Annotated in this window: 16 protein-coding genes; 6 read left to right on the top strand and 10 right to left on the bottom strand. The window is 73.1% G+C overall.

The window, feature by feature from the left end; genetic code table 11:
* Window positions 1-4: 4 nt before the first annotated feature.
* The 9 genes from IT347_06770 to IT347_06730 all read right to left on the bottom strand — a co-directional run bounded on the left by IT347_06770 (window position 5) and on the right by IT347_06730 (window position 12,690).
* Window positions 5-1,393, bottom strand: a complete 1,389-nt coding sequence (locus IT347_06770; GenBank protein ID MCC6349279.1) for a hypothetical protein — start codon at window positions 1,391-1,393, stop codon at window positions 5-7.
* Window positions 1,390-2,862, bottom strand: coding sequence for a hypothetical protein (locus IT347_06765; protein ID MCC6349278.1), 1,473 nt, complete (start codon window positions 2,860-2,862; stop codon window positions 1,390-1,392). The genes IT347_06770 and IT347_06765 overlap by 4 nt, the downstream gene beginning before the upstream one ends.
* A gap of 31 nt (window positions 2,863-2,893) precedes the next feature.
* Entirely contained in the window at window positions 2,894-3,445 is a 552-nt protein-coding gene (locus tag IT347_06760; GenBank protein ID MCC6349277.1) for a hypothetical protein, read from the bottom strand.
* A 120-nt stretch (window positions 3,446-3,565) separates the two neighbouring features.
* Window positions 3,566-6,718, bottom strand: coding sequence for a CHAT domain-containing protein (locus IT347_06755; GenBank protein MCC6349276.1), 3,153 nt, complete (start codon window positions 6,716-6,718; stop codon window positions 3,566-3,568).
* A gap of 38 nt (window positions 6,719-6,756) precedes the next feature.
* Window positions 6,757-8,532 carry a protein kinase gene (locus tag IT347_06750; protein MCC6349275.1) on the bottom strand — a complete coding sequence of 592 codons (1,776 nt, stop codon included), beginning with the start codon at window positions 8,530-8,532 and terminating at the stop codon, window positions 6,757-6,759.
* On the bottom strand, window positions 8,513-9,100 hold the full coding sequence (locus tag IT347_06745; GenBank protein MCC6349274.1) for a sigma-70 family RNA polymerase sigma factor: 588 nt from the start codon (window positions 9,098-9,100) through the stop codon (window positions 8,513-8,515). The genes IT347_06750 and IT347_06745 overlap by 20 nt, the downstream gene beginning before the upstream one ends.
* A gap of 130 nt (window positions 9,101-9,230) precedes the next feature.
* Window positions 9,231-11,108, bottom strand: coding sequence for a Zn-dependent oligopeptidase (locus tag IT347_06740; protein ID MCC6349273.1), 1,878 nt, complete (start codon window positions 11,106-11,108; stop codon window positions 9,231-9,233).
* Window positions 11,109-11,459: 351 nt separating this feature from the next.
* A complete protein-coding gene (locus IT347_06735) occupies window positions 11,460-12,167 on the bottom strand; it encodes an SDR family oxidoreductase (protein MCC6349272.1) in 708 nt (235 codons plus the stop codon).
* Between the two features lie 46 nt (window positions 12,168-12,213).
* A complete protein-coding gene (locus tag IT347_06730; protein MCC6349271.1) occupies window positions 12,214-12,690 on the bottom strand; it encodes a histidine phosphatase family protein in 477 nt (158 codons plus the stop codon).
* 159 nt (window positions 12,691-12,849) lie between these two features.
* Here IT347_06730 and metH point away from each other — a divergent pair, with 159 nt between their 5' ends.
* From metH to IT347_06715, 3 genes are all read left to right on the top strand, one after another.
* Complete coding sequence (gene metH / locus IT347_06725) at window positions 12,850-16,338, top strand: methionine synthase (protein MCC6349270.1); 3,489 nt, start codon at window positions 12,850-12,852, stop codon at window positions 16,336-16,338.
* A 74-nt stretch (window positions 16,339-16,412) separates the two neighbouring features.
* The gene (locus IT347_06720) at window positions 16,413-17,015 is read left to right on the top strand and encodes a pyridoxamine 5'-phosphate oxidase family protein (GenBank protein MCC6349269.1); all 603 of its coding nucleotides are present in this window, start codon (window positions 16,413-16,415) and stop codon (window positions 17,013-17,015) included.
* Between the two features lie 7 nt (window positions 17,016-17,022).
* The gene (locus tag IT347_06715; GenBank protein MCC6349268.1) at window positions 17,023-17,613 is read left to right on the top strand and encodes a GNAT family N-acetyltransferase; all 591 of its coding nucleotides are present in this window, start codon (window positions 17,023-17,025) and stop codon (window positions 17,611-17,613) included.
* Window positions 17,614-17,715: 102 nt separating this feature from the next.
* On the opposite strand, the gene aceE is transcribed toward IT347_06715, so the two are convergent.
* The gene (gene aceE / locus IT347_06710; GenBank protein MCC6349267.1) at window positions 17,716-20,457 is read right to left on the bottom strand and encodes a pyruvate dehydrogenase (acetyl-transferring), homodimeric type; all 2,742 of its coding nucleotides are present in this window, start codon (window positions 20,455-20,457) and stop codon (window positions 17,716-17,718) included.
* A 295-nt stretch (window positions 20,458-20,752) separates the two neighbouring features.
* Between aceE and IT347_06705 the strand changes: the two genes are divergently transcribed.
* From IT347_06705 to IT347_06695, 3 genes are read left to right on the top strand one after another with little or no spacing between them, the layout of a single operon-like run.
* Window positions 20,753-22,762, top strand: coding sequence for a S9 family peptidase (locus IT347_06705; GenBank protein ID MCC6349266.1), 2,010 nt, complete (start codon window positions 20,753-20,755; stop codon window positions 22,760-22,762).
* On the top strand, window positions 22,759-23,583 hold the full coding sequence (locus tag IT347_06700; GenBank protein MCC6349265.1) for a sulfite exporter TauE/SafE family protein: 825 nt from the start codon (window positions 22,759-22,761) through the stop codon (window positions 23,581-23,583). Before IT347_06705 ends, IT347_06700 begins: the two co-directional genes overlap by 4 nt.
* Complete coding sequence (locus IT347_06695; GenBank protein MCC6349264.1) at window positions 23,580-26,705, top strand: fused MFS/spermidine synthase; 3,126 nt, start codon at window positions 23,580-23,582, stop codon at window positions 26,703-26,705. Before IT347_06700 ends, IT347_06695 begins: the two co-directional genes overlap by 4 nt.
* The last annotated feature ends 27 nt before the right edge of the window (window positions 26,706-26,732 follow it).

The raw sequence follows: 26,732 nt of genomic DNA, 5'->3' as shown, positions 1-26,732 counted from the left end.
CGTTTCAGGGTGCGGTCACCGTCACCGGGCCGACACTCGCGGAGATGGTCATCGCGCGAACGATGCTGGAGCCCGCGGGAACGCTGTAGTTGCCCGTGAACACCGAGACGGTCGCGCCGGTGACGACGGCGCCGACGCCCTCCATGAACGTGTTCCACGGCCGCATCAGCGAGCCGCTCTCGACGACCGGAAACGGATGACCCGCGTCCACGTGCGTCGAGCCGGCACCGGGGAAGGCGTTGATCGCGTTCTCGAGCGCGTCCACCTCGAACGACGTCGCGACATTGCCGCCGCCGGACGTCGTGCAGCCGCCGTTCGTGTGCACCCCGATCGCGATGTTCCAGCCCTCCCAGATCGCCGGGCTGCCGGAGTTGCCGCCCTCGGTGTCCACCGCGTAGTCGAGGCGGATGTCGGCACCGGACGCGGACTCGCCGCTGAACGGGCCGGCCGCGGTCTGATTGGTCTGGTTCGTGGAGTCGGCGTCGGTGCCGAAGCCGGTGACGCGAATCGTCGAACCGTTGGCGGGCAGCTCGCGAGTGATCCGGAACGGCAGCCCGTAGGCCTGGTGCGGGAGCAATCCGGTATTGGCGTTGCGGTTCACGCCGAACACGCACCAGTCCTTGCCGAGACCCTGGCCGTCGCCGTCGAAGCGCCACTGAACGTTCGCGAGGTTGATGGGGTACTGGTCCTGCGGGGCGGCCGCCACCAGCGTGCCGTCGTGACCGGACCACGGGACGTTGAACTCGACGACTCCGCTCAGATCGAGCAAGCCGTCGGGCAGCATCGGCCCGGCCGCGTCCGGGTCGAAGTCGGCGCAATGCCCGGCCGTGAGGAACGCGCCGTTGCCGACGCGCCACGCGGTGCAGCCGCTGTTGAAGACGCGCGCGACGCGATTGTCGCCCGAGGCGACGCGGTCGTCGTTCGCCCCGCACTGCGTCTGCGGCCGCAGCGGCTCGCCGATACCCACGACCGCGCCGCGCACGCTGGCCTGCACGTCCCGGTCGCCGGGCGCCACGAGCAGCTTCACCTCGATGCGGTCGCCGTTGAAGACCGCCGATGTGTTTCCCCAGTCCGCGAGCGCGCGCGCGTCGAGCGTCTGCCAGTCGTCGTTCCAGCCCGAGCGCAGCAGGATGCGGCTCGAATCGCCGAGCGCGCAGGGTCCGAAGACGAGCCGCAGCCACGGCGCCCCGGGCATCTCGACCGTGCCGAGATCCACCTCGCGCACGGGCTTTCCCGGCTCGCCGGCCAGGACCGCGGACGAACGCGCGACGGGTGTCGTCCGCCAGCCCGGACCGCGCGGTGCGGCCTCCGCCCGAGACAGCGCGACCGTGGTGACGAGCGCCAGGGCCAGCGCCACCGCCCGCGCGGCGGAAGGTTCGAAGCGCGCGCTCACTGGAGGCTCACCAGCACGAGCACCATGCCGGTGCCCGAACCGAGCGCGGTCATCGCCTTGCCAAGCACCGCGCCGTGCGCGCGCTCGCGGTCGGCGGCCTTCATCGCGTGGCCCGCCAGCGAGGACGTGGTGAGAAGGTCGCCGGCCGTGATCGGCGCGGCGGTGGCGTCGCCTTTCACCCACACCCGGCCGGTCAGCGCGACGGCCGCGGTGCCCTCGGTGTGGCCGTCCTTGCTCAGGACGATGCCGGCATCGAGCGCGTTCGCGCCGCTGACGACGCCGGCGACGCGGTGCGAGTAGGCCTCGGCGGCGGGCTCGAGCCGGCCGGGCCGCGCGGGGTCAATGGCCAGCACCGTGCCCGGCTCGGGCGCGCCGTCCACCTCGAAGCGCTCGGCGAGGTCGGCGCCGCCCAGAATCTGCAGCGTCTTCACCTTCGCGAGGCCGTTGGCCTCGATCGCCACGCCGCCCACCGCGCAGTTGAAACGCCCCGCTGGTTTCGAGACGGACGGCGAGTAGCCGTACACACCCTCGTTGGGCGTGCCCAGGAATCCGTAGGTACCCGATGAGGTGCAGTCCCCGGTCACGCCGTAGAGGTACTGACTCCAGCCGGAGATGCCGCGGCCGTCGGTGCTGGCGGAGTAGATGCCGTCCGAGACACCGCCGAACAGCCCGCCGCCGGTGAGTCCGCTCACGTACAGCGCCGCGTGCGTGCCGGGCGTGAGCGTCGAGCCCGTGGACACGATGCGCGCTCCTGGCTTGAGGCTGGCGTAGACGTCGAGGGGGTAGCCCGGGCTCAGCGTGCCGAGCCCGAGGCGGCCGGCAATGTAATGCCGGTCGCTCCAGGCGTCGTAGACGCCGTAGCCGTTCGCCGCGTCGTTGCGAACGGCCAGGGTCGCATAGTTCGTGTTGTTGCTGGTCAGGAAGAGCGTGTTCATGTCGGACGTGCCGGTCGCGATCCACAGCTTGCGGTCCACGCCGGGGGCGACGCCGATTCCCACGTTGCCGGCCGAGTATTCGATGCCGTTCGCGACGTCGGACCACTGGCTGCCACCGCCGCCGCCGGGCGCGCCGAGCGCGTAGAGCGCGAACGGAGCCGCGGTGAGGGACTGCCGCGGGGCGAGCAGGGTGAAGCCGCCGTCTCCCGGCGTCATCACCTCGGTCTCGAGCCACAACGCTGTGCCGTCGTAGACGGGACCGAAATCCAGCTCGACCGTGAAGTAGCCGTCCGTGACGGTGACGCCGCTGACGCCGACGTCGCCTCCCACCTGGTTCCCGGCGGCGAAGTCGTCGTGGAGGCGGAACACGAGGTCGGCCGTGCCGGTGTACGCGGTGGAGTTCATCTGAAGCCGGCCCTGGTAGGTGAACACGGTGGTCACCGGGGCGGCGTGCGCGGGTGACGTGATCCCCGCGGCGAGCAGTGTGAAGGCGAGGAAGGCGAGCAGGTGCGGCCGGTTGCGGAAGCGGGTCATGTCGGGCTCCGGGGAATGGAGAGGGAAGTCGTTACTGGAGGCGGACGAGTCGTACCGAAGCGCGCGAGGCTCCGGCCTCGATTCGCGCGAAATAGATGCCGGGAGCGGCGCGCCGGCCGTCTTCGCCTGCTCCGTCCCAGCGCACGGTGTGACGACCCGCACCGCGCTCGCCGTCGAGCAGCACGCGCACGGCCCGCCCATCAATGCCGTGGAGCACGACGCGCACGCGGCGCGCCTCGGGCAGATCGAGGCGCAGGACACTGGCGCCGGAGGAGGGATTGGGGCCGGCGAGGCCGGCGGCGAACACCTGAGGCAGCGCTTCGCCGGCGGGCACTCCCACGTTGCCCGCCGGGCCGCCCACCCAGAAACCGCCCGCGAGCGCGTACGCGCCACCCGACTGCGGGCCGGCGTCGTGCTGGCCGGCGGCGCCGCCGAGCGTGTAACCGCCGCCGCCGGCGAAGGTCAGACCTCCGCCGGTCAGCGAGTGCCAGTCGAGGTTGTAGGTGCCGCCCGATTGCGCGAAGGCGAGGGCGGGGGCCAGCGCCACGCACAGCAGGGCGCAACGCAGCGGAAGATTTCGCATGGGTTCGCCTCCGGGACGGGTCGGGGTCATCGGCCGCTCGGCCGATATCCCCTCAACCGGCCGGTCCGGCGCGACCGCACACGCGCACCACGCCGCGCTTCCGCGCGCGGCGCCGGGATGTCAGCGCCAGTCGCCGGCGGCGACGAACGCCGCCCAACGGAACGGGTGCGTGTCCAGCCGCCGCGCCCGGCGCGCCCGCAGCCACCCGCGGCAGGCCTCCGTGGTCGCTTCCGCCGTGTCGAGCCCGCGCAGCAGGCGCGCTTCGTACAGTCCGCGCATCCATTCGCGCGTGGTCGCGTCGTCCACCGCCCACAGGCTCATGATCACCGTGCGAACCCCGGCTCTGCGGAAGGCCCGCTGAAGTCCCTGCACGGCCTCGGCCGCCGCCGGGTCCGGGCGGCCGGTTTCGCACGCCGAGAGCACGGCCCATTCGACCCCGGAGAGGTCGAGCGAGGTGATCTCCTCCGCGGTCAGGAATCCGTCCTCGACGCCCTCCGCCGAGGGCGCGTTCGCGCCCGCGAGCGCGAGCCCGGGCAGCAGCGGCGCGCGGCGAAGAAGTCCCGGGCCCGGGCCGCCGGCCGTGACCGCGCCGACGCCGCGGACCCCCGCGAGTGCGGCCGTCGCGGCGGCCGTGTCGCCGAGCGCGAAGCCGTGCGTGGCCAGGTGCAGCACGCGCCTGCCGGGCGCGGCCCGCTCGAACTCGGCCTCGGTGGCCTCTGCTCCGGTCCATACGCGCACGTCGGCGGCGTCGGCAACCCCGGAGGCCCGCCACAGCGCGGCCACCTCGCCGACCTCGGCCGCCGTCTGCGGGAGCGGCGCGAACCGAAGGTGCGGCGTCCCGGCCGTGGAGCGCGCGGTGGCCGAGGCGAGCAGCGGGATGGTGCCGGTGGAGCGATCGAAGTCGGCACCGCCCATCGCCAGCAGTCCGCGGCCCGCGGGCTCTCCGGGCCAGGGCAGCAGATCGCGCTCCGCGGTGAGCCGGTGCAGCACCGCTCCGCGCTCGACGAGGCGGCCTCCACGCGGCGAGGGCAGGGCGAGGAAGTTGACGGCGTGCAGCACGCCGTCGGGCACGACGAACACGCGCCGTGCGTTCGCCAGCCGGGGCGCGAGCGGCGACCACACCCGGTCGTAGACGGTGCGGCCGAGGGCGTCGCAGCGTCGCTCGGCCGCGCGGGCGAGCGCATCGCCGGCGGGTGGCGGCGTGGCGCACGCCTCGAGCCAGCGTGCGACCGCCGCTTCGATCCGGGCCGCATCGCCGAGCGCCACCACCTCGGGCGCCGCGCCGCCGGCGTGCGTGACGAGGGCCGCGTAGCGCGCGGGAGCGGAGTCGCGCGCTTCGCCCAGCGTGGCGGGCGGGACGTACCGCACGAATGAAACCAGCGCCGTGCCCGGCCCGAGCTGTGCCGCGACCTCCGCCAGCCCGGCGCCGGCGCGCCTCAGGCTGACCGCGAAGACCTCGCTCTGCCGGGCGAGCGCGAGTTCGGCCGCCTCGCGCCGCCGCCGCGCGCGGGTCGCCACCGAGTCCGGCGCGCGGTCCTGGCGCAGGGCCTCGACGAGCGCGCTCGCCAGCGCGTCGCGCGCGCTCTTCAGCTCGCGGGCGGCCGGCGCGAGCGCCGGCCGCTCGTCCCGCAGCGCCCTGCGCTCCTCGGCGAGCTGGTCGAGCACGAGCAGCCGCGCGCGCACGACCGCGTCGGCCAGATCGCGCCGCCCCTGCGCGTCGAGGCCCGGGGAATCCGTCGCCAGCGTCAGCCAGACGTCGAGGCCCGACGCGCGCCGGCGCTCGAGCGCCAGAGCCTCGTGCTCGGCGAGCGAACGGGCGCTGTGCGAGAGCAGGTCGCGGCTCGCCTCCTCGATTCGCCGGGCGTCGGCCAGCGCGCCCTCGCGGTCGCCGGTCGCGAGGCGCGCGGCGGCCCGCAGGGCCAGCGTCTCGAGCGTGTAGGGCGAGCCCACGCCCGCGGCCGCCGCACGCCGGGCCGCGGCGTCGCCGAACGCCGCGATCGCCTCGGCGCGACGGCCGAGCGCCCAGTCGATCCGCCCGCCAATCGCCAGCGCGTCGCCCAGATCGAGATCGGACTGCGGCCCCGCGTTGGCGCGAAGCCCGGCGAGCGCGGGCGCGAGCTCGGCGGCGGCGGAGTCGGGCTGGCCCAGCAGCAGCAGCGCTTCCGCCAGGCGCGTGCGGCTGTAAGTCCCGCTGCCCGAGCCCGGCCCGAACGCGCGCTCGCGCACCCGCCGCGCCTCGAGCAGGCAGCGCCGGGCGCGCTCGCCGTCGCCCGTCGCCAGGCAGGCGTTGCCGAGGTTGTTGAGCGCCAGCGCGAAGTCGAAGGGGTTCGGCCTCGGCGCCGCGCGCATGACGTCCACCGCTCGCTCGTAGAGCGGGATCGCGCCCTCGTCGTCACCGAGCAGCCGGTGCGCGCCGCCCAGCGTGGACAGCGTCACGGCCACCGCCGGGTGGTCCGGACCGAACACCTGTTCGCGAATCGCCAGCGCGCGCTCGGCCGCGCGCCGCGCGGCGACGCCGTCGCCGAGCGACGAGGCGGTCATCGCCGAGAGCATGAGCGTCGTGGCGAGTTGCGCCCGGGCCGCCCCGCGCGAAGCTTCCTGAACTTCGGCGGCATGATCGAAATCCGCGAGCGCGCCGCGCAGGTCGCCCGCCACCGAGCGGGCGCGACCCAGATTGCGAAGCGCCTGCCCGAGTTGCAGCGAGTCGGGCGCGTGGCGACCCGACGCCAGCTCCACCACGCGCTCGAGCTCGGCCACCGCGAGCGGGCCACGGCCGCGCTCGGCGTGGACGTTGCCCAGGGTCCCGCGCACGCGAATCTCGCTCGCGGTGTCCGGTGGCGAGAGGCGGGCGAAGGCCGCCAGCGAGGCGACCGCGGTGGTTTCGGCGCGGGCGAGCTGCTTGGTGACGCGCTGCGCCTCGGCGAGCCAGCCGAGCGCGTCGGCGCTCGCGCGCGCGTCCGCGGGCCGGGCGCCGCGACGCAGTTCGACCGCGCGCTGGAACGCGGTGTCCGCGGCGGTGTACTCGACGCGCAGCAGCCGCAGTCGGCCGAGCCATTCCCAGGCCTCGGCGACGTCGCCTGCCCGCGCCCCGCGCCCGGCCGCACGACGGGTCAGCACGCGCTCGGCGAGCGCCACGACCGCCGGGTCGGTGCCGCGCGTGGCGAATCCCTCCCGCACGAACGCGAGCGAATCGGGCGTGCGCGCGGCCGCCGCGGCGACGCCCGGCGCGGCGGCGAGCAGCAGCAGGATCCAGGCGGCACGTCCCGTCGGCATGGGCCCTCGCGATCGGAGGCTCCCGCGCCGGCGGGCGCTCAGGGAGCGGGATTCTCGAGCACGACGAGGCGCAGCCAGATGGGCCTGCCTGCGGCCGAGTCCTCGAGGTCGCGCGCGAGCGCGGCCAGCATGCTGGCTCGGCGCTCGGTCCGCAAGGGTGGCCCCGCGACCACTCCGCCCACGCCGCGCAGTCGCGCCAGCGCCTCGGGCGGCAAAGGGTGGTAGGCGACCGGCGTCTCCGGGCGGGCCTGCGGCAGGCCCGCCGTGGCCTCGGCGACGGGCGCGAGGGGCGTGCGCGAGGCGAGCAGCAGGAAGGTCTCGCGTCCGCCGGCGCTGGTGACCTGCCAGGACAGTTCGTGGCCGTCCTCGCTGCCCGGCAGCCTGCGGGGCCCAGGGGCGAGCGGGTTGACTGCTCCGCGGCCGGCCAGCGGGAACAGGACAAAGACCGCGCCCGTTTCGTCCTCGCTCAGCACGTAGGCGTGCACCGGCTCGCGCGCGTCCAACTCGAGCGCCAGTTCGTCGCCGGGCGCGACGAGATCGCCGCTGCGCAGCACCTCGTGTGCGCCCGCCGTGACGCGCACCAGCGATGCCTCGAGCTGCGGCGCGGAAGGCGCGGGCGTCGCAGCCGGCGGTGCCGCGATGCGCGCGGGTACGTCCGAAGTCGCGGTCGGTGCGCTGGTCTCAGGCGGAGCGGTCCGCCGCTGCAGCGCGCGTCCGGCGAGCAGCGCCACCACGGCCAGCGCCGCGAGCGTCACGCCGAGCGCGAGCGGGCGCGTCGCCCTCCGGCCGGCGGGCGCGTCCTCGCGCGAGCGTGGCACCGAGCCGGCGAGCGCCTGCTCGAGTTCGGCCGCGCTCGCGAAACGCGACGCCCGATCGGGATCGCAGGCGCGCTCGACCGCCGAGACGAGCGGACCGGGCAGGTCCGGGCGGGCGTCGCGCAGCGCCGTACGTTCGCCGCGCGCGAGGCGGGCGCGCATGGCGTCGAGCGGGCCCGGCTCGACCGGGTAGCGGGCCGTGAGCAGGCGGTAGAGCACGACGCCGAGCGAATAGACGTCCGAACGAACGTCGGCCGGCCCTCCCTCGAGCACCTCGGGGGCCGTGAAGGCGGGCGTGCCGAACGCCGCCAGGCTGCCGGCCCGCGCTTCGCGGGCGCTGCCGAAGTCCATGAGCACGATGCGGCCGGAGCGGTCGGCCGCGCCGGCCCGGCCTTCGCGCATCACGTTGCGCAGGCTGACATCGCCGTGCACGAGCCCGGCCGCGTGAACCGCGGCCAGCGCGTTGCACAGGTCGAGCCCGACCGCCACCGCCTCGCGCGCGCCGAGCGGGCCCTGCGCCGCGATCCAGTCCTCGAGCGTCACGCCCTCGATCAGTTCCGTCCACAGGCCCGCGCGACCTTCGTGCTCGTCGGCACCGAGCACGGCGAGGACGTGCGGGTGACGCAGGCGCGCCAGGCGCCGGGCCTCCTCGATCCAGCGCCGGCCGCCGGCCGGCCCGGCGGCGCCGTCGCGGCGCAGCTTGAGCGCCACTTCCCGCTGAAGCACCGGATCCCAGGCCCGCCAGACCTCGGCGAAGGAGCCCTCGCCGAGGCGCTCGACCGCCTGCAGCGCGCCCCACGTGAACAGCGCCTCGCGCGGACCGCCATCGCGCACGCGCGTCATGGCCGCCTCGAGCGCGGCCAGCTCCTTCAGCCGCGCCAGTTCGGGAGCGCGCTCGGGTGTGCGCGAGCACTCGTCCTCCCAGCGCACGGGCGTTCGGTCGGCCACGGCGCCGGCCACGGCCACGAGGCCTTCGTCGTCAGCTTCGGGCGCCGCCACCGGGCTCCTCCATGTTCTCCGCCAGCCGCGCGAGCCCGCGGGCCACGATCATCCGCGCCGTGTTCGCCGAGTTCTTGTCCATCGCGGTCGCGATCTCGTCGTACGAAAGTCCCATTTCGATCCGCATGAAGACCGCCTCCTGTTGCTCTTCGCCCAGCCTTTCGAACGCCCTGTCGTAGCGCTCGAGCATGTCGCGCTCGAGCGCGTGCTCGAGCGGCGAGGCGCCCCGGTCCACGAGGCTCTCGCCCGGCTCCTCCTGGCGGCCGCGCGTGGCGGCCCGCGCGATCTCGTCGCGCATGGCGTTGATCAGGATGCGCCTCAGGTAGGCGAGGAACGCCCCTTCGTGCCGGGGATCGAACCTCTCCAATTGCTTCAACACCCGGATCAAGGTGATCTGCACAAGGTCGTCGGTGTCGGCGAAGCCGCGGGCCTTCGCCGGCAACCGGCCGTGCGCCCACCGGCGCAGGATCGGCAGATAGCGCTGCAGCAGCCGTTCGCGCGCCGCCTCGTCCCCGGCGCGAATGCGCTGCAGGAGGGCGGCGGTGGATTCGGGGTCCGGGGCGGTCATGCCGGGACAGTGTAGGAACCGGCATACGCGGCGGCAAAGCCCGGACCGTGCCGGCCCCGGCGGGGACGGTCACGCGAACGCCGGCCCGGGTCGCCCCGGGCCGGCGTTCGCACCGCGACCATCGCACCGCCTACTGGTCGACGCGGTTCAGCCACTCCTTCCAGGCGTTTTCGTTGAACGGCCGGCCGAGGAAGTCGGCGACCAGCTGGGCGGCGGGCTTCGAGCCGCCGGGCGCGAGCACCTTCATGCGGTACTCCTTCGCCGCGCCGGGCGCCAGCATGTGGGCCGGGTCGAACTTCGAGAACATGTCCTTGGCGATGACCAGCGACCACATGTACGTGTAGTAGACGGCCGAGTAGCCGTTCAGGTGGCCGAAGGCGCACTGGAAGTGCGTGCCCTCGACGAACGGGAACGGCTGGTACTTCCTGACCAGGTCCGAGAACAGCGCGTCCGTGTCCACCCCGTTCGGGTCGCGGTCGTAGCAGGCGAGCGACGAGCCGGCGTAGACCATCTGCCGCCGCACGTCGATCCCCTTGGCGAAGGCGTTCGCGCGGTTCATGCGCCGGACCAGATCGGCCGGAACCGGTTCGTCCGTCTGGTAGTTCTTCGCGAACGAGGCCAGGACCTCGGGGCTCTTCATCCACTCCTCGAGCATCTGCGAGGGCGCTTCCACGAAGTCCTGCTCGGTGCGGATGCCGCCGATGCCGACCCAGCGGCCGTGGCCGGCGAACATGGTGTGCAGCAGGTGGCCGAACTCGTGGAAGAAGGTCGTCGCGTCGCTGATCTCGCACAGGCCCGGGTCGCCCGGCGTGCCGCCCGGGAAGTTGCAGACGAGGGCGGCCTCGGGAATCTGCCGGCCCTCGATGCCGGTGCGGATGTCGAACTGGGCGGCGTGGTTGTACTTGTCCGCACGCGGATGCATGTCGAGGTAGAAGCGTCCCGCGAGCTTGCCCCCGTCCCACAACTCGTAGCACTCGACGTCCGGGCTCCACACCGGGGCGTCCTTCACGCGCCGGAACTCGACGTCGAAGAGCTTCGCCGCGGTCGCGAGGATGCCGTCCTTGACGCGGTCGTACGGCAGGTAGGGCCGCATCTGCTGGGAGTCGAAGTCGTAGTCGGCCTTGCGGACCTGCTCCTTGTAGTAATTGACCTCCCAGAAGTTCACGACCGTCGCGTCCGGGACTTCCTTGCGCTTGGCCGCGAGCAGTTGCTCGTACTCGCGCGCCTGCCGGTCCGCCGAGGCGGCGACGACGCGATCGATGAAGCCGCGCGCGTTCGCGGCCGAGCCGACCATCTTGTCGGCGGTGATGCAATCGGCCCAGTTCGGGAAGCCCAGCAGCGTCGCCAGCTCGTGGCGCTTCGCGCGCAGGCTGTCGAGCACCGCCATGTTCTTCGGCCACGCCCGGTTGTTGTACGCCATGTACATCCGCCGCCGCACGTCGTCGCTCTTCGCGTACGCGAACAGCGGGATGGCGTCCGGGTACTCGATGGACAGCGTGATGCGGCCGTCGGGGCCGGGCGCGTGGCGCGCGATGTAGTCGGCCGGAAGTCCCGCCAGCTCGTCCGGGGTGCAGGTGATGGTGGACTTGTCCTCGCGGATGTTGCGGCCGAACTCCTGGCCCACGGCGACGACCTCGTCGCTGACCTGCTTGATCCTCGCGCGTGTCGCGTCGTCCTTGTTCACGCCGGCGAGACGGAAGTCCCGCAGCGTGCGGGTGACGTAGTACTTCGTGGCGGGGTCCGTCCCCGCGAGGTCGAGCGCGGCGAGCGCGTCGTAGACCTTGCGATTGAGCGACAGCTCGGTGAAGTAGGCGGCCACGTCCTGGCTCAGTTTCTCGGCGGCGTTGCGCGTCGCCCGGTCGGGCAGCACGTTCTCGGCGAGGCTCGCCTGCGAGCCGGCCATGTCGAGCTGGCGCAGGGCTTCGTCGTAGGGGACGAGCGTGTTCGCGATCGTGCGCGGCCCGCGGACGGCGAGCATCTTGTCGATCGCGGTCCTGGCGAGCGACAGCCGCCGGCGCTGCCGGACGTCGAAGGCGGCCGAATCGGGCCTGCCGGTCCAGAACGGCGCCTCGTCCGGCGGCATGGCCACGGTGGCCGGGGCCGCGAGGCAGGGGGTCAGGGGCGTCGCGAGCAGCAGCGCCGCGAGCGCGAGCGGGCGAAAACGGATCACGGATCCTCCGTGGTATTTGGAGTGGGAGGCATTGCGCGAAGCCGGCGTCGGCCAGGGTCTCACGGCACGGCCGACATGAGGCGAGCGGTGAAGTTAGCGAAGGGCCACGGGGGCCACCAAGCGAAGCACGGCCCGGCGGGGCGATTCGGGCGCCGAGCGCGGAACGGCCGCGCCCACGACGCCGCCGGCTCAGGGCTTCTTCGGGGGCCTCGCCGGACGCATCTCGACCCGGCTGTGCAGGGCGCGCGGCGAGGTGCGCAGCAGGTCCACGACCATTTCGCCGACGTCGGACGGCTGAAGCGCCCATTCCTGCTTGTCGGCCGTGCCGCGGCCGAACGCGGTCGCGACGCTGCCCGGCATGAGGCAGGTCACGCGAATGCCGGCGTGGCGCACTTCCTGGAAGAGCACCTCGCTGAAGCCGTTGACCGCGTGCTTGCTCGCGCAGTAGGCCCCGCCGCCGACCATCGCGTGGCGGCCGGCGAGCGAGGAGAGGTTGAACACGTAGCCGCCGCCGCGCGCCTGCATGCGCGGCAGCGCCTCGCGCGTGCAGTAGAAGAGGCCGTTCAGGTTGGTCTCGATCACCGCCTGCCAGTCCTCGACGCTCATCTCGGCGACCGGCGCGAAGTGTCCGACACCCGCGTTGTTGACGAGCACGTCCACGCCGCCCAGGTCACGGTCGAGCGCCGCGAACAGGGCCTGAACGTCCCCCGGGCGCCGAACGTCGCACGCGTAGCCGCGGGCGGCGCCGATCTCGCGCGCGGCGGAGGTGGCGTCGCCTTCCTTCCGGGCGGTGATCGCGACCACCAGGCCCTCGCCCACGAGCGCTTCGGCGATGCCGCGGCCGATGCCGCGATTGCCGCCGGTGACGAGCGCGACCTTGGATTTCAACGAGTTCATACGGGCTTCCCTCCCAGGAAGGGTGCGAACGCGGCCCCCGGCCGGCTCAGCTGCCGGGCACGTCGGGGTCCAGGATGCGCGTGACGCTCCCATGGTCGCAGTCCCGGTCCACTTCGATCTCCACGAGGGTGCCGGGCATGAAGGTCACGACCTCGTCGGCGAGGTGTTGCACGAGCAGCCCGAGCAGGGGCAGGTGGGCGACCACCAGCACCCGGCCGGACGGCAGGTCGAGCGACGCCAGCGCCGCACGCGTCTCCTCCGGCTCCCGCTCGGGGGTGAGCGCGCTCAGCGGCGTCGCCGCGAGCCCGGGCGCGACCTCGGCGAGCAGGAGCCGGGCGGTTTCGCGGGCCCGTAGGTAGGGGCTGCAGTACGCGCGGCGCGGCGCGAAGCCCTCGCGCGCGAGCCGCTGCCCGAGCCGGATCACGTACTGCTCGCCCTCGTGGACGAGAGCCGCGTCGGGGCCCTGCCCCAGCGCGCGGCCGTGCCGCAGCAGGCAGAGCGTCGTGCCCGGAGTGGGGATCATGCGCGGCATCATACGCGAGACGGACGGCCGTCCGCCCGCATTTGCGGCGGGCCGAAGCCGTCCGATAGCATTCCGGGTCACTCACACCCAACGAACCCGACGCCACGGCCGCGCGGCGCCGCGCGGGGCCCGATGCGCCCCAGGAGTTCCCGGACAGCCATGAGCAAGCTTCTCGAAACCCTGCGCGAGCGCGTCCTGTTCTTCGACGGCGGCATGGGCACGCAGGTGCAGGCCCGCGACCTCTCCGCCGCCGACTTCGGCGGCAAGCGCTGGGAAGGCTGCATTGATTACCTGAGCCTGACCCGTCCCGACGTCGTCGAGGGCATCCACGCCGCGTACTTCGACGCCGGGGCCGACATCGTCGAGACCAACTCGTTCCAGGCCTCGCGCACGCGGCTCGACGAGTGGGAACTCGGCGCGCGCACGCTCGAGCTGAACCGCGCGGCCGCCACGATCGCCCGCCGGGTCGCGGACCGCTACGCCGCCGACGGACGACCGCGCTTCGTCGCGGGTTCGATGGGGCCTTCGGGCTACCTGCCGTCCTCGGAGGATCCCGAACTCGGCCGGCTGACGCTGGCCGATCTCGTCGAGTCGTTCCGTGACCAGGCGCGCGGGCTGATCGAAGGCGGAGCCGACGTGCTGATTCTCGAGACCTGCCAGGACATCCTCGAGATGAAGGCGCAGATGCTGGCCGCGCGCGAAGCCATGACGCTGGCCGGCCGCGTCGTGCCGATCCAGTGCTCGGTCACGCTCGATCCGACGGGCCGCATGCTGCTGGGCACCGACGTGCGTGGCGCCCTCGCGACTCTCGAAGCCATGCGGGCGGACGTCATCGGGCTCAACTGCTCGACCGGGCCCGACCTGATGCGCGACTCGATCCGTTACCTGTGCGAGAACGCCTCGACGCCGGTGCACTGCATCCCGAACGCGGGCCTGCCCATCAACGACGGCGGGCGCACGCTCTATCCGATGCGGCCCGAACCGTTCGCCGAGACGCTGCGCGAGTTCGTGCTCGACCTGGGGGTGAACGCGGTGGGCGGCTGCTGCGGCACGACCCCCGAGCACATCCGCTCGCTGGTCGCGGCCGTCGGGCGCGTCGCGCCGCGCCAGCGGCCCGCGCGCGGACCCTGGAGCGTGTCGAGCGGCATGACGGCGGCGAGCCTGCGGCAGGAGCCCGCGCCGCTGCTGATCGGCGAGCGGCTCAACACGCAGGGCTCGCGCAGGGTCAAGGCGCTGGCGCTCGAGTCCCGACTGGACGACATGATCCCCGTCGCCCGCCAGCAGGTGGAGGGCGGCGCGCACGTGCTGGACGTCTGCCTCGCCCTCACCGAACGCACCGACGAGAAGGAGATGATGCGCGCGCTGGTGAAGAAGCTGTCGCTGTCGGTCGAGGCGCCGCTCTGCATCGACTCGACCGAGGCGCCGGTGATCGAAGCCGCGCTTCAGGCGTGTCCCGGCGCGGCGATCGTCAACTCGATCAACCTCGAGAACGGCCGCGGCCGGATCGACGCGGTGATGCCGCTGGTGCGGACCTACGGCGCGGCGGTCATCGCGCTGACGATCGACGAGACCGGGATGGCGAAGACCGCGGAGCGCAAGCTCGAAGTGGCCCGCCGCATCCGCGACATCGTCACGGGCGAGTTCGGTCTGCCCCCCGAGCTGTTGATCTTCGACGCGCTCACGTTCACGCTGGCGACCGGCGACGACGAGTTCCGCCGCAGCGGCATCGAGACCATCGAGGGAATCCGGCTCATCAAGCGCGAGTTGCCGGGGGTGCTCACCTCGCTGGGCGTCTCGAACGTTTCGTTCGGACTGGGCCGCGAGGCGCGCGCGGTGCTCAACAGCGTCTTCCTGTACCACTGCGTGCAGGCGGGCCTGGACGCGGCGATCGTGAACCCGGCCGACGTCGTTCCCTACGCGGAACTCTCCGAGGACGACCGGCGTCTCGCGGACGACCTCGTCTTCGACCGCGACCCGCAGGCGCTGGCGAAGTACATCGCCCACTTCGAGGGCCGCGCGCCCGACGCGCGCGCGAAGGAGGACGACGCGGCCGAGGCGGCGATGAGCGTCGAGCAGCGGCTGCACTTCCAGATCCTGCACCGCAAGCCGGCCGGCATCGAGGGGCTGGTGGACGAGGCGGTCAAGCGCCAGGCGGCGGTGGAGGTGCTGAACACCGTGCTGCTGCCGGCGATGAAGGAGGTCGGCGACAAGTTCGGCGCCGGCGAGCTCATCCTGCCGTTCGTGCTGCAGAGCGCCGAGGTGATGAAGAAGGCGGTCGCCCAGCTCGAGCACTACCTCGAGAAGAAGGCCGACGTCAGCAAGGGCCGGGTCGTGCTCGCGACCGTGTACGGCGACGTGCACGACATCGGCAAGAACCTGGTCAAGACGATCCTGTCGAACAACGGCTACACGGTGTTCGACCTCGGCAAGCAGGTTCCGGTGCAGCGCATCCTCGAGCAGGCCCGCGAGGTGAAGGCGACCGCGATCGGGCTGTCGGCGCTGCTCGTCTCGACGAGCAAGCAGATGCCGATCGCCGTGGGCGAGCTGCACCGGCTGGCGCTCGAGTTCCCGGTGCTGATCGGCGGCGCCGCGATCAACCGCAACTTCGGCCGCCGCGCGGCGCTGGTGGACGGCGAGGTCTTCTACGCGCCCGGCGTCTACTACTGCAAGGACGCGTTCGAGGGGCTCGACACGATGAACGCGCTGGTGGACCCGGTCGAGGGCCCGAAGCTGGTCGAGCGGGTCCGGCGCGAGGCGTTCGAGTTCAAGGCCAAGAGCGCCGAGCTGGAGACGCGCGTCGCCGAGTCGAAGGCGCATCAGCGGGACTTCAAGGTCTCGGTTTCGCGCGACCACGCGGTGCCCGCGCCCCCCTCGTGGGGGCGGCGCGTCACGCCGGTGCGCGAGGTGCCGTTCGCGGACATGTACGCGGGCATGGACCTCAAGACGCTCTACCGCCTGCACTGGGGCGCCCGGGGCTCGGGGGCGGGCTTCGACGAGCTCATCCGGAACGACTTCGAGCCGCGACGGCTGCGCCTGCAGCGCGAAGCGGAGGAGAAGGGCTGGCTGCGGCCGACGGCCGTGTACGGGTTCTTCCCCTGCCAGTCCGAGGGGCAGGACCTGGTGGTCTTCGATCCGTCCGCGTTCTCGCCGGGCTCGCTCACGCCGCGCGGCAAGATCGAGGAGGTCGTGCGCTTCACGTTTCCGCGGCAGACCGAGCGTGAGGGGTTGTGCCTCGCCGACTACTTCCTGCCCGCGGACTCGAGCCGCTTCGACGTGGTCGCGTTCCAGCTCGTGACCGTCGGCGCCAACGCCGAGGAGATGTGCGCCGCGCTCAACGCCCGCGGCCAGTACGCCGAGGCTCTGTTCCTGCACGGCCTCGCCGTCGGCGCGGCGGAAGGGCTCGCCGAGTGGCATCACGGCCGCATCCGCCGCGAGCTGGGCATCGAGCCCGAGCGCGGAAAGCGCTACTCGTTCGGCTACAGCGCCTGTCCCGATCTCGCCGATCAGGCGAAGCTGTTCCAGCTTCTCGGGCCCGAGGAGGCGATCGGCGTTTCGCTGACGCAGGCGTACCAGCTGGTGCCCGAGGCGAGCACGAGCGCGGTGATCGTCCACCACCCGCAGGCGCTGTACTACCTGGTGAAGGAGTAGCCGGCGGCCGGCGGCTCGCGGGAGCGAACGGCCGGACGCTCCGCAGAACCACCGGAACGAGGAGGAGCGCGCCCATGTCCATCGCCCGCTACCACGACGGCCAGCGCCGCCTGCAGGACCGGTTCGACTCGCGGCGGATCGCCGACCGGCTCGACGCCGTGACCTACTCGACCACCCTCGATGCCGACGACCGCGACTTCATCGAAGGCTCCGACCACTTCTTCCTCGCCACCGTGGACCCCGTGGGTCGCCCGGACTGCTCCTACAAGGGGGGAATGCCGGGGTTCGTCCGCGTGCTGTCGCCGCAGGAACTGGCGTGGCCGGATTACGACGGCAACGGCCAGTTTCGCTCGCTCGGAAACCTGCTGGCCAATCCCGAGGCCGGACTGTTGTTCGTGGACTGGGAGCGCCCGGGCCGGCTGCGGGTGAACGGCACGACGCGCGTCGTGGACGACGATCCGCTGCTGGCCACCTGGGAGGGCGCCCAGCTCGTCGTGCGCCTGACCGTGCGCCAGGCGTTCCCGAACTGCCCGCGTTACGTGCACCTCATGCAACGGATCGAGACTTCGCCGTTCGCGCCGCGCGACGGGCACACGTGTCCGCGGCCGGGGTGGAAGGACAACCCCGCGTTCGCCGACGCCCTGCCGGAGCGCGATCTGCGCCCGCCGCGGGGCTGACGCCGCCATGGACCTCCGACCCGTCGTGCTCGAGGGCCGCCACGTGCGGCTCGAGCCGCTCGACCTCGGCCGGCACTGGGAGGGGCTCGTGGCCATCGGGCTCGAGCCGTCGCTGTGGCGCCTCACGGTCGCGAAGGTGGACGGGCCCGCGGCGCTGCGGCGGTACTTCGAACGCGCGCTCGAGGATCAGGCGCGGGGCGTCGCGTTGCCCTTCGTCACGGTCCACCGTGCGAGCGGCCGCATCGCCGGCAGCACGCGCTTCGGCAACATCGTGCCCGAATACCGGCGGGCCGAGATCGGCTGGACGTGGCTGGGCACGGAGTTCCAGCGCACGGCGCTCAACACCGAAGCCAAGCTGCTCATGCTGACGCACGCGTTCGAAACCTGGCGGTTGCTGCGCGTCGAGCTCAAGACCAGCCTCGGCAACGAGAAGTCGAAGGCGGCGATGCGACGGCTGCGTTTCGTCGAAGAAGGCACCTTTCGCAAGTGGATGTTCCACGAGGACGGCAGCCGCCGCGACACCGTCTGGTTCAGCGTCATTGACGACGAGTGGCCGGCGACGAAAGCCCACATCGAGTCGCTGCTGGCGCGGGGTTGAGTCCGCCGGAGGAGCGCACGGGCCGGAAGGCGCCGCGCCGCGCTCCGTGCCCGCGCCGTCGCGCGAACCGGAGCGCGGCGCGCGCCGGGGCCGGGACGCGGGTCAGGCGTCCCGCGGCTCGGGCTTCTCCGGGTCGATGCCGTACTCGCGGATCGCCTGCGCGACCGTTTCCGGCTTCACGGCGCCTTCCCGCATGAGCGCGTGCAGCGTCGCGACGACGACGTGCTCGGCGTCCACCTCGAAGTGCCGGCGCAGGGCCTCGCGGGTGTCGCTGCGGCCGAAGCCGTCGGTGCCCAGGGCCACGAAGCGGTTCGGCACCCAGCGTGCCGGCATGTCGTTCACCGACTTCATCCAGTCGCTGGAGACCACCACCGGGCCTTCGGCGCCGCCGAGCGCCTGCGTCACGTACGGCACGCGCGGCTTCTCGAGCGGGTGCAGGCGGTTCCAGCGCTCGACCGACAGCGCCTCGTTCCGCAGCTGCTGGGCGCTCGTCATGCTCCACACGTCGGCCGCCACGTTCCACTTCTCCGCCAGCATCTCCTGCGCCCGCAGCACCTGAAGCAGGAGCACGCCGCTGCCGACGAGTTGCGCCTTCGTCTTCGCGGACGAATCGGAGCGCCGGAACCGATAAAGGCCCTTGAGGATTCCCTCGTCCACGTCGGCGGGCTTCGCCGGCTGCGCGTAGTCCTGGTTGTAGACCGACAGGTAGTAGAAGACGTCCTCGCCCGACTGGTACATGCGGCGCAGTCCGTCGCGCACGATCGTCGCCAGCTCGTAGGCGAACGCCGCGTCGTAGGCCACGCAGTTGGGCACGGCCGAGGCGAGCAGGTGGCTGTGGCCGTCCTCGTGCTGCAGCCCTTCGCCGTTCAGCGTGGTGCGGCCGGCGGTCCCGCCGCACAGGAAGCCGCGCCCGCGCGCGTCGCCGAACGCCCAGATGAAGTCCATCGTGCGCTGGAAGCCGAACATCGAGTAGAAGACGTAGAACGGAATCGTCGTCGTGCCGTGCGTCGAGTAGCTCGTGCCCGCCGCCGTGAAGGACGCGACCGACCCGGCCTCGGTGATGCCCTCCTCGAGCAGCTGCCCGTCGGGCTTCTCGGTGTACGAGAGCACGAGCTTGCTGTCCACGGGGTCGTACTTCTGGCCGAGCGGCTGGTAGATGCCGATCTCGCGGAACAGCACCTCCATGCCGAACGTGCGCGCCTCGTCGGGAATGATCGGCACGATGCGGCGGCCGTAGTCCGGGTCCCGGAGCAGGTTGCGCATGAGCTTGCCGAGCACCATGGTCGTCGAGACGACCTGGCCCTCGGGCGTGCCGCCGTCGAACTCGCCGAACGCCTTCGCGGGCGGAGCGGGCAGCGGCTTCGCGCGCACGATGCGCTTCGGGATGCAACCGCCGAGCGCGCGCCGGCGCTCGAGCAGGTAGCGCACCTCCTCGCTGTCCGCACCCGGGTGGTACAGCGGCGCGTCGGCGATTTTCTTGTCGGGGATCGGCAGTTCGAGCACGTCGCGGAAACGCTTGAGCTCCTCGAGGTCGAGCTTCTTCTTCTGGTGCGTCATGTTGCGGGCTTCGGCGCCGGTGCCGAGCGTCCAGCCCTTGACCGTCTTGGCGAGGATCACGGTCGGGCGGCCCCGGGTCGCCAGCGCCGCGGCGTAGGCCGCGTAGACCTTGTGGTAATCGTGGCCGCCGCGGCGCAGGTGCTTGATGTCGTCGTCCGAGAGGTGCTCGACCATCGCCAGCAGCCGCGGGTCGGTGCCGAAGAAGTGCTGGCGCACGTAGGCTCCGGACTCCACCTGGTACTTCTGCCAGTCGCCGTCCACCGTCTCGTTGAGCCGGTCGAGGAGCACGCCGTCCACGTCCATGGCCAGCAGCGGATCCCACTCGCGCGCCAGGATCACCTTGATGACGTTCCAGCCCGCGCCGGTGAAGACGGCCTCGAGTTCCTGGATGACCTTGCCGTTGCCGCGCACCGGACCGTCGAGCCGCTGCAGGTTGCAGTTGATGACGAACGTCAGGTTGTCGAGGTTCTCGCGCGAGGCCAGCGTCAGCGCGCCGGTGGCCTCGGCCTCGTCCATCTCGCCGTCGCCGAGGAAGCCCCAGACGTGCGAGTTCGACGTGTCCGCGAGCTTGCGCGCCGCGAGGTAGCGATTGAAGCGCGCCTGGTAGATGGCGTTCATCGGCCCGAGGCCCATGCTGACCGTGGGGAACTCCCAGAAGTCGGGAAGCAGGCGCGGATGCGGATAGCTGGGCAGGCCGGAGCCGCCCACTTCGCGGCGGAAGTTCTCGATCTGCGCCTCGCTCAGCCGGCCCTCGAGGAACGCGCGCGCGTAGATGCCGGGCGAGGCGTGCCCCTGGAAGAACACCTGGTCGCCGGATCCGCCGTCGTCCTTGCCGCGGAAGAAGTGATTGAAGCCGACCTCGTACAGCGTGGCCGCCGACGCGTAGGTGGACAGGTGCCCGCCGATGCCGGCCGACAGCTTGTTCGCGTGCACGACCATCGCCGCCGCGTTCCAGCGGATGACGCGGCGGATGCGCTTCTCGAGCTGCTCGTCGCCGGGGAAGGGCGGCTCCTGCTCGGTCGAGATGGTGTTGATGTAGCGCGACTGCACTAGTCCGGGCAGCCCGACGTTGAGCTGACGAGCCCGCTTGAGCAGCCGGCGCAGCAGGAAGTCCGCGCGCTCGCGGCCGTGGACCCGGACGATATCCTCGAGCGAATCGAGCCAGTCCTGCGTCTCGTTGGGGTCGCTGTCGGGAACCTGCCGCTTGAAGCCGTGCAGCAGGTTGAGGAAGAAGCGCTCGCTTTCGCGGCGGTCGTTGACGTTCACGCTCTGCTCCAGTGTGCTCATGGGCCTCTCGGAGGCGCGGCGCGGATCGGGCGCCGGCCGCAATACCGGGATGTGTGGCGCGGATCGGGGGGTCGGCGCGCGGGATGCGCGGCCGTCGCGGCCGGGCGGAAGGCCCCCCGCCGGCGAGTTGGATGTACGGCTGGCAGGATAGGGTCGGCCCCGGAACGCGGCAAGCCGGCGCACCGCGCCCGGCGCGGCCGCGGGCCGCACCCGGCCGCTGAAACTGATGAAACTCCACGGTCCTACGCTAGACTGCACGCTTCGCCGTTCGAACCCCCGCTTCCGGAGAGCCGCCATGTCCGTGCTCGAGCAGCCGCTGACGACGTTGTATCCCGCGCGCGAGGGCGCGCGGCCGATGACCGCCGAGGACCTGTGGAAGCTGCCGCGCGTCGGCACGCCCGAGGTCTCGGCCGACGGCCGGTGGATGGTCGTACCGGTCACCATCTACGATCTCGAGAAGAACACGCCCACGACGCGGCTGTGGCTCGTCGCCGCCGACGGCTCGGGCGAGCCGCGCGCGCTGACCGGCGCCGAGGCCTCCGCGCAGGAGCCGCGGCTTTCGCCCGACGGCTCGCAGCTCGCCTTCACGCGCAAGGACGCCGGCGGCAAGGCGCAGCTCATGCTGCTGCCGATGGCGGGTGGCGAGGCGCGCCGGCTGACCCGGCTGCCGCTCGGCGTCTTCGACCCGCGCTGGCTGCCCGACGGCTCGGGCCTGATCTGCGCCGGCATGCTGCTGAAGGACCACGCGACCCCCGAGGCGACCGCCGCCGAGCTCGAGCGCCGCGCCGCCGACCCGGTCCGCGCGCACGTCACCGAGGAGCGCGTCTACCGTTACTGGGACACCTGGCTCACGACCGGCGAGGTCGTGCACCTGTGGCACGTGGACGCCGCCAGCGGCGAGGCGCGGGACCTGACGCCCGAATCGTCGCTGTGGTTCGAGTGGATGGATCCGTCCGGGCAGTACGACCTCTCGCCCGACGGCCGCGAGATCGCCCTTGCCGGGATCGTGTTCGATCCGAAGCGCTCGCTGCTGCTCTCGCAGGTGTTCGTCGTTCCGGTGGCGGGCGGACCCCTGCGCTGCATCACCGAGACGAACCCGGCCGAGTCGCTGGCGCCGCGCTGGTCCCCGGACGGCGCGTACGTCGTCTACGGGCGCACCAGCGATCCCGAGTTCTACGCCGACCACGCGAAGCTGTGGCGCTGGGAGCGCGCCACCGGCCGGCACTCCGAGTGGCTCGGGGGCTGGGACCGCTTGCCGGTGCACTGGGAGTTCGCGCCCGACGGCACGCTGGTGATCGCCGCCGAGGACGCGGCGCGGCTCAAGCTCTGGGCCTGGAGCGGCGGCGGCGCGCCGCGCGCGCTGACCACGCAGGGGAGCGCGGCCGGCTTCAGCGTCGGCTCGGACGGGCGCGTGTTCTTCACCCTGCAGTCGCTCGCCGAGCCGGCCGAGGTGCACGCGGTCGGACTCGACGGCCGCGGGCTCGCGAAGCTCACCCGCTTCACCGCCGATGTCGCCGCCGGCTTCGCGACCGGCGAGGTCCGCGAGCTGACCTTCGCCGGCGCCGGCGGCGAGACGGTGCAGATGTTCGTCGTGCTGCCGCCCGGCTTCGATCCGGCCCGCCGCCACCCGCTCGTCCACGTCGTCCACGGCGGCCCGCACGGCATCTCGGCCGACGCGTTCCACGCGCGCTGGAACGCGCAGCTCTTTGCCGCGCCGGGCTACGTGGCGGCGCTCGTCAACTTCCAGGGCTCGACGAGCTGGGGGCAGGACTTCGCGCAGCGCATCCAGGGCGAGTGGGCGCTGCGCCCGTTCGAGGACGTGATGCGGGCGACCGATGCGCTGGTCGCGACCGGCTGGGTGGACGAGTCGAGGATGTCCGCGGCCGGCGGCTCGTACGGCGGCTACATGATGAGCTGGATCGCCGGGCACACGGACCGCTTCCGGTGCATCGTCAACCACGCCGGCGTCGCGGACCTGACCGGCCAGTACGCGAGCGACGTGACGCAGGGCCGCGGCCGCGCCTCGGGCGGCGAGGTCTGGGACGGGCTCGAGAAGCAGGACCGCTGGTCGCCGATCCGCTTCGCCGGCGGCATGAAGACGCCGATGCTGGTGATCCACGGCGAGCGCGACTACCGCGTGCCGGTCGGGCAGGGCCTGCTGATCTACGGCGTGCTCAAGGCGAAGGGCGTGCCGGCGCGGCTCGTGTACTTCCCCGACGAGAACCACTGGATTCTCAAGCCGCGCAACTCGCTGCTCTGGTATCGAGAGGTGCTCGCCTGGCTGGCCCGCTGGATGGGGGCGTGAACCCGGCCGGACTGGCCCTGCTCGGGGTGCTGGTCGGCGCGTTCGGAACCCTGATCGGCGCGGGTGGCGGTTTCGTGCTCGTGCCGGTGCTGCTGCTGCTCTACCCGAAGGATTCGCCGGCGCTCGTCACCGGCATCTCGCTGGCGGTGGTGTGCCTGAACGCCGCCTCGGGGTCGTTCGCCTACTCGCGCATGCGGCGCGTGGACTTCCGCTCGGGCTGGATGTTCGCGGCCGCCACGATTCCCGGCGCGGTGCTCGGGGCGATGGCGACGGCCCGCATTCCGCGCCGGAGCTTCGACCTGCTGTTCGGCGTGCTGCTGCTGCTCGGTTCGCTGTACCTGCTGTGGCGTCCGCTGCGGCGCGACGGCGGCGAGGGCCACGCGACCGGGTCCTTCGCGCGGCAGCTGACCGAGCGCGACGGCACCGTGCACCGCTGGTCCTACGAGCCGTGGCTCGGCATCGCCATCAGCGTGTTCGTCGGCTTCGCCTCGAGCGTGCTCGGGATCGGCGGCGGGATCATTCACGTGCCGGTGCTGACGCAGGTGCTCGGATTCCCGGTCCACGTCGCGACGGCGACGTCGCACTTCGTGCTGGCGGTGATGGCGCTGGCAGGGACGATCGTGCACCTGTCGAACGGCGAGCTGCTGCCGGGTCTGGGCCGCGTGGCCGCGATCGGCGCCGGCGTGCTCGTCGGCGCGCAGATCGGGGCGGCGCTGTCGAAGCGTGTCGGCGGCGTGTGGATCATGCGCTCGCTGGCGCTGGCGCTCGGCCTGGTCGGCGTGCGCATTCTGCTCCTCGCGCTGCAGACGGGCACGCCGTGACCTCACGCAGGCCCCCCCGATCCGCGGAGCGCCGCCCCGGCCGCTCCTCGGGCCGCGAGGCCGCCGCCGCGCCGGCGCACGAGGCCGCTCCGGCGGGATCCGCCCGCCGCGCGGCGCTGCCCGCGTGGGCGGCGGTCTGCTTCCTGCTCTCGGGCGCCGCCGGGCTGCTCTACGAGGTGGTGTGGTCGAAGGAGCTGTCGCACGTGCTCGGCAATTCGCTGCACGCGATCTCGACGGTGGTGGCGGCCTTCCTGTGCGGTCTCGCGCTCGGCGCCTGGCGGCTCGGGCCCTGGCTCTCGGCTCCGGGGCGCGGGGCGCGCCGGTACGCCTATCTCGAGCTGGGCATCGCTGCGTTCGGACTGATCTCCGTGCCGCTGCTGCGCGCCCTGCTGCCGGGCTTCGGCGGGCTCTACCACGCGCTGGGCGGGGGAACGGCGGCGTTCGCGGCCGCCCGCTTCGCGATCGTGTTCGTGGTGCTGCTGCCGCCGACGCTGCTGATGGGCGCGACGCTGCCGGTGCTCGTGGACTATTTCGAGCACGAGCTCGTCGGGCCGGCGCTCGCGCGGCTCTACGCGATCAACACCGCGGGCGCGGTGGCCGGCTCGTGGCTCGCGGGTTTCGTCCTCGTGCCCGCCGTCGGACTGCTGGCGGCCAGCTTCGCGGCGGTGGCGCTCAACGTCGTCGCGGCGCTCGTGGCGCTTCGCGCGGCGCCGCCGGCCGCCGCCCGCGGGCCGCAGCCCGCCGCGGACGCGCCGCCGGAGGGGACCGCTCTCATCGGCCCCGGCGCGCGCGCGCTGGTGGCGGCCGGGCTCGCGCTCTCGGGCTTCGCGGCGCTCGCGTTCCAGATGGCGTGGGTGCGGCTCTTCGGGCTCATCCTCGGCTCGTCGGTCTATTCGTTCTCGGGCGTGCTCGGCGTCTATCTCGCGGGCCTGGCGATCGGCGCGGCGCTCGCCGGGCGCTGGATCGCGCGCGTCCGATCGCTCGCGGTGCTGGCGGCGCTGCAGGCCCTGCTGGCGCTGTCGGCGGCGCTCGCGCTGTGGCTCTTTCCGCAGCTGCCGGACCGCTACCTGGCGATCGCCGTGGCGGCCGGCGCGAGCTGGGGCTGGCTGTTCGTCACCCAGCTCGTGCTGGTCGCGGCGGTCGTGTTCGTGCCCTGCCTGGCGATGGGCGCGGTCTTCCCGGTCGCGGTGCGCTTCCTGCAGCGCGGAGGCAGCGCCGGCACGGTCGGACGAGCGTACGCCGTGAACACCGCCGGCACGATCGCGGGCTCGCTCGTGGCAGGTTACCTGATGGTGCCGGGCCTGGGCGTGCAGGGCACGCACGTCGCCGCCGTCGTGCTGTCGGCCGTGGTCGCCGTGCTCGCGGCGGCGCTGGCGCTGCGCGAGGGTGGCGCGGGAGCGCGCGCCGGCGCGCTCTCGGCGCTGCCGGCCGCGCTGGCGGTCGCGATGTGCTTCGCCGCGCCCGCGTGGGACCCTTCGCTCATGTCTGCCGGCGCGTTCCGGCCCAACGCGCGTGCCTACCTCGAAGCCGCCGCCGGCCGCGGCGAGGGCTCGCTCATCCGCCGCGCGCTCGGGCGCGAGAAGGTGCTGCTGTACCGCGAGGGACTCAACGGCTCGGTGCTGGTCACGCTCGACACGCTCTCGAACAACACCGCGCTGCGCATCGGCGGCAAGGTGGACGCGAGCAGCAGCGACATGCTGACGCAGGCCCTGAGCGGGCTGCTGCCCGGCGCGCTCGCCGACTCGGGGGCGCGCTCGCTGGTGATCGGCCAGGGCTCGGGCGTGACGCTCGCGGCGCTGCTCGCGACCGGCGCCGGCCGCACCGACCTCGTCGAGCTCGAACGCGCCGTGCTCGACGGCTCGCGCTTCTTCCACGAGCGGGGCCGCGATCCGCTCGACGACCCGCGCGTGCACGTGATCGTCGAGGACGGCCGCACGGTGCTCGAGCACGCGCGCGAGCGCTGGGACGTGATCGTCTCGGAGCCCTCGAATCCCTGGCTCGCCGGCGTCAACAACCTGTTCACGCGCGACTTCTACCGGCTGGTGCGCTCGCGCCTCGCGCCGGGCGGCGTGTTCACCCAGTGGATCCAGCTCTACGAGATCTCGCCGACCGCCTTCGGCTCGATCCTCTCGGGGTTCCTCGCCTCGTTCCCGAAGGGTCAGGCGTTCCTCGGCGCGCGCGGCGCCGACCTGATCCTCGTGGCCTGCGACTCGACGCGCTCGCTGTCGCTGGCGCGGCTCTCGACGCCGGCGGCGCGGTACGAGCTCGCGCGCGGGCGCCTGCTCGGCCCCGAAGGCGTCGCCGGCTACTGGATCGGGCCGCTCGATTCGCTGCGCGCCCTCGCCGCGGGCGCGCCCGCGAACACCGACGATCGCCCGTACGTGGAGTACCGCGCGCCCAGGGACCTGGTCGAACGCGCGCACCTCGCGTCGTCCGGTCCGCTGCCGCTCGCGCAGGCGCTGCCGCGCGGCACGCGGCGCGACGCGGCCGCGCTGTTCGCGGACTGGGGCGGACCCGGGGCGTGGTACACCGCGCGCGCCCGCGAGCTGGCGCATGCCGGGCGGCTCGAGACGGCGGAAGCGGTGGCCGCCGGCGCGCGCGCCGAGGGGTTCGGCGCGCTGGCCGCGGGGCTCGAGCGGATGGTGGCCGACGAGCGGCGCGGGCGTGAGGTGCCGCCGCTGCTGCGCGCCGCGCGCGAGGCCTCCCTGCGCGGGAACCCCGCGGATTCGCGCGCGCTGCTCGACCGCGCGGCGGCGCTGGCGCCGGGGAACGGCCGCGTCTGGGTGCTGCTCGCCGAGCAGCAGCGGCTCTCGGACGCGCCCGACTCCGCGCTGCGCTCGGTCGCGCGCGCGCTCGAGGTCGGCACGAGCGCGGAGAAGGCCGACGCGCTCGTCTGCGCCGGGCTCGTCGAGGTCGCCCGGGGCCGGCTCCTCGAAGCCGCGGCGCGCTTCGCCGCCGCGCAGCACTTCGCGCCGGCCGAAGAGATGCCCTACGTCTTCGAGGCCAGGGCGCGACTCGACGCGGGCGATCGCGCCGGCGCGCGGCGGGCGCTCGAGCGCGGCATCGCCGCGGTCCCCGGCGGCTCGCAGCTCGCGGCGCTGCGCGCGCAGCTCGGCCCGTAGGACTGGGCAGGCCGCGGCGCGCGGACT

Source organism: Candidatus Eisenbacteria bacterium, from assembly GCA_020847735.1.
Taxonomy (GTDB): domain Bacteria; phylum Eisenbacteria; class RBG-16-71-46; order RBG-16-71-46; family RBG-16-71-46; genus CAIXRL01.
This window is presented reverse-complemented; position numbering and strand designations above follow the sequence as displayed.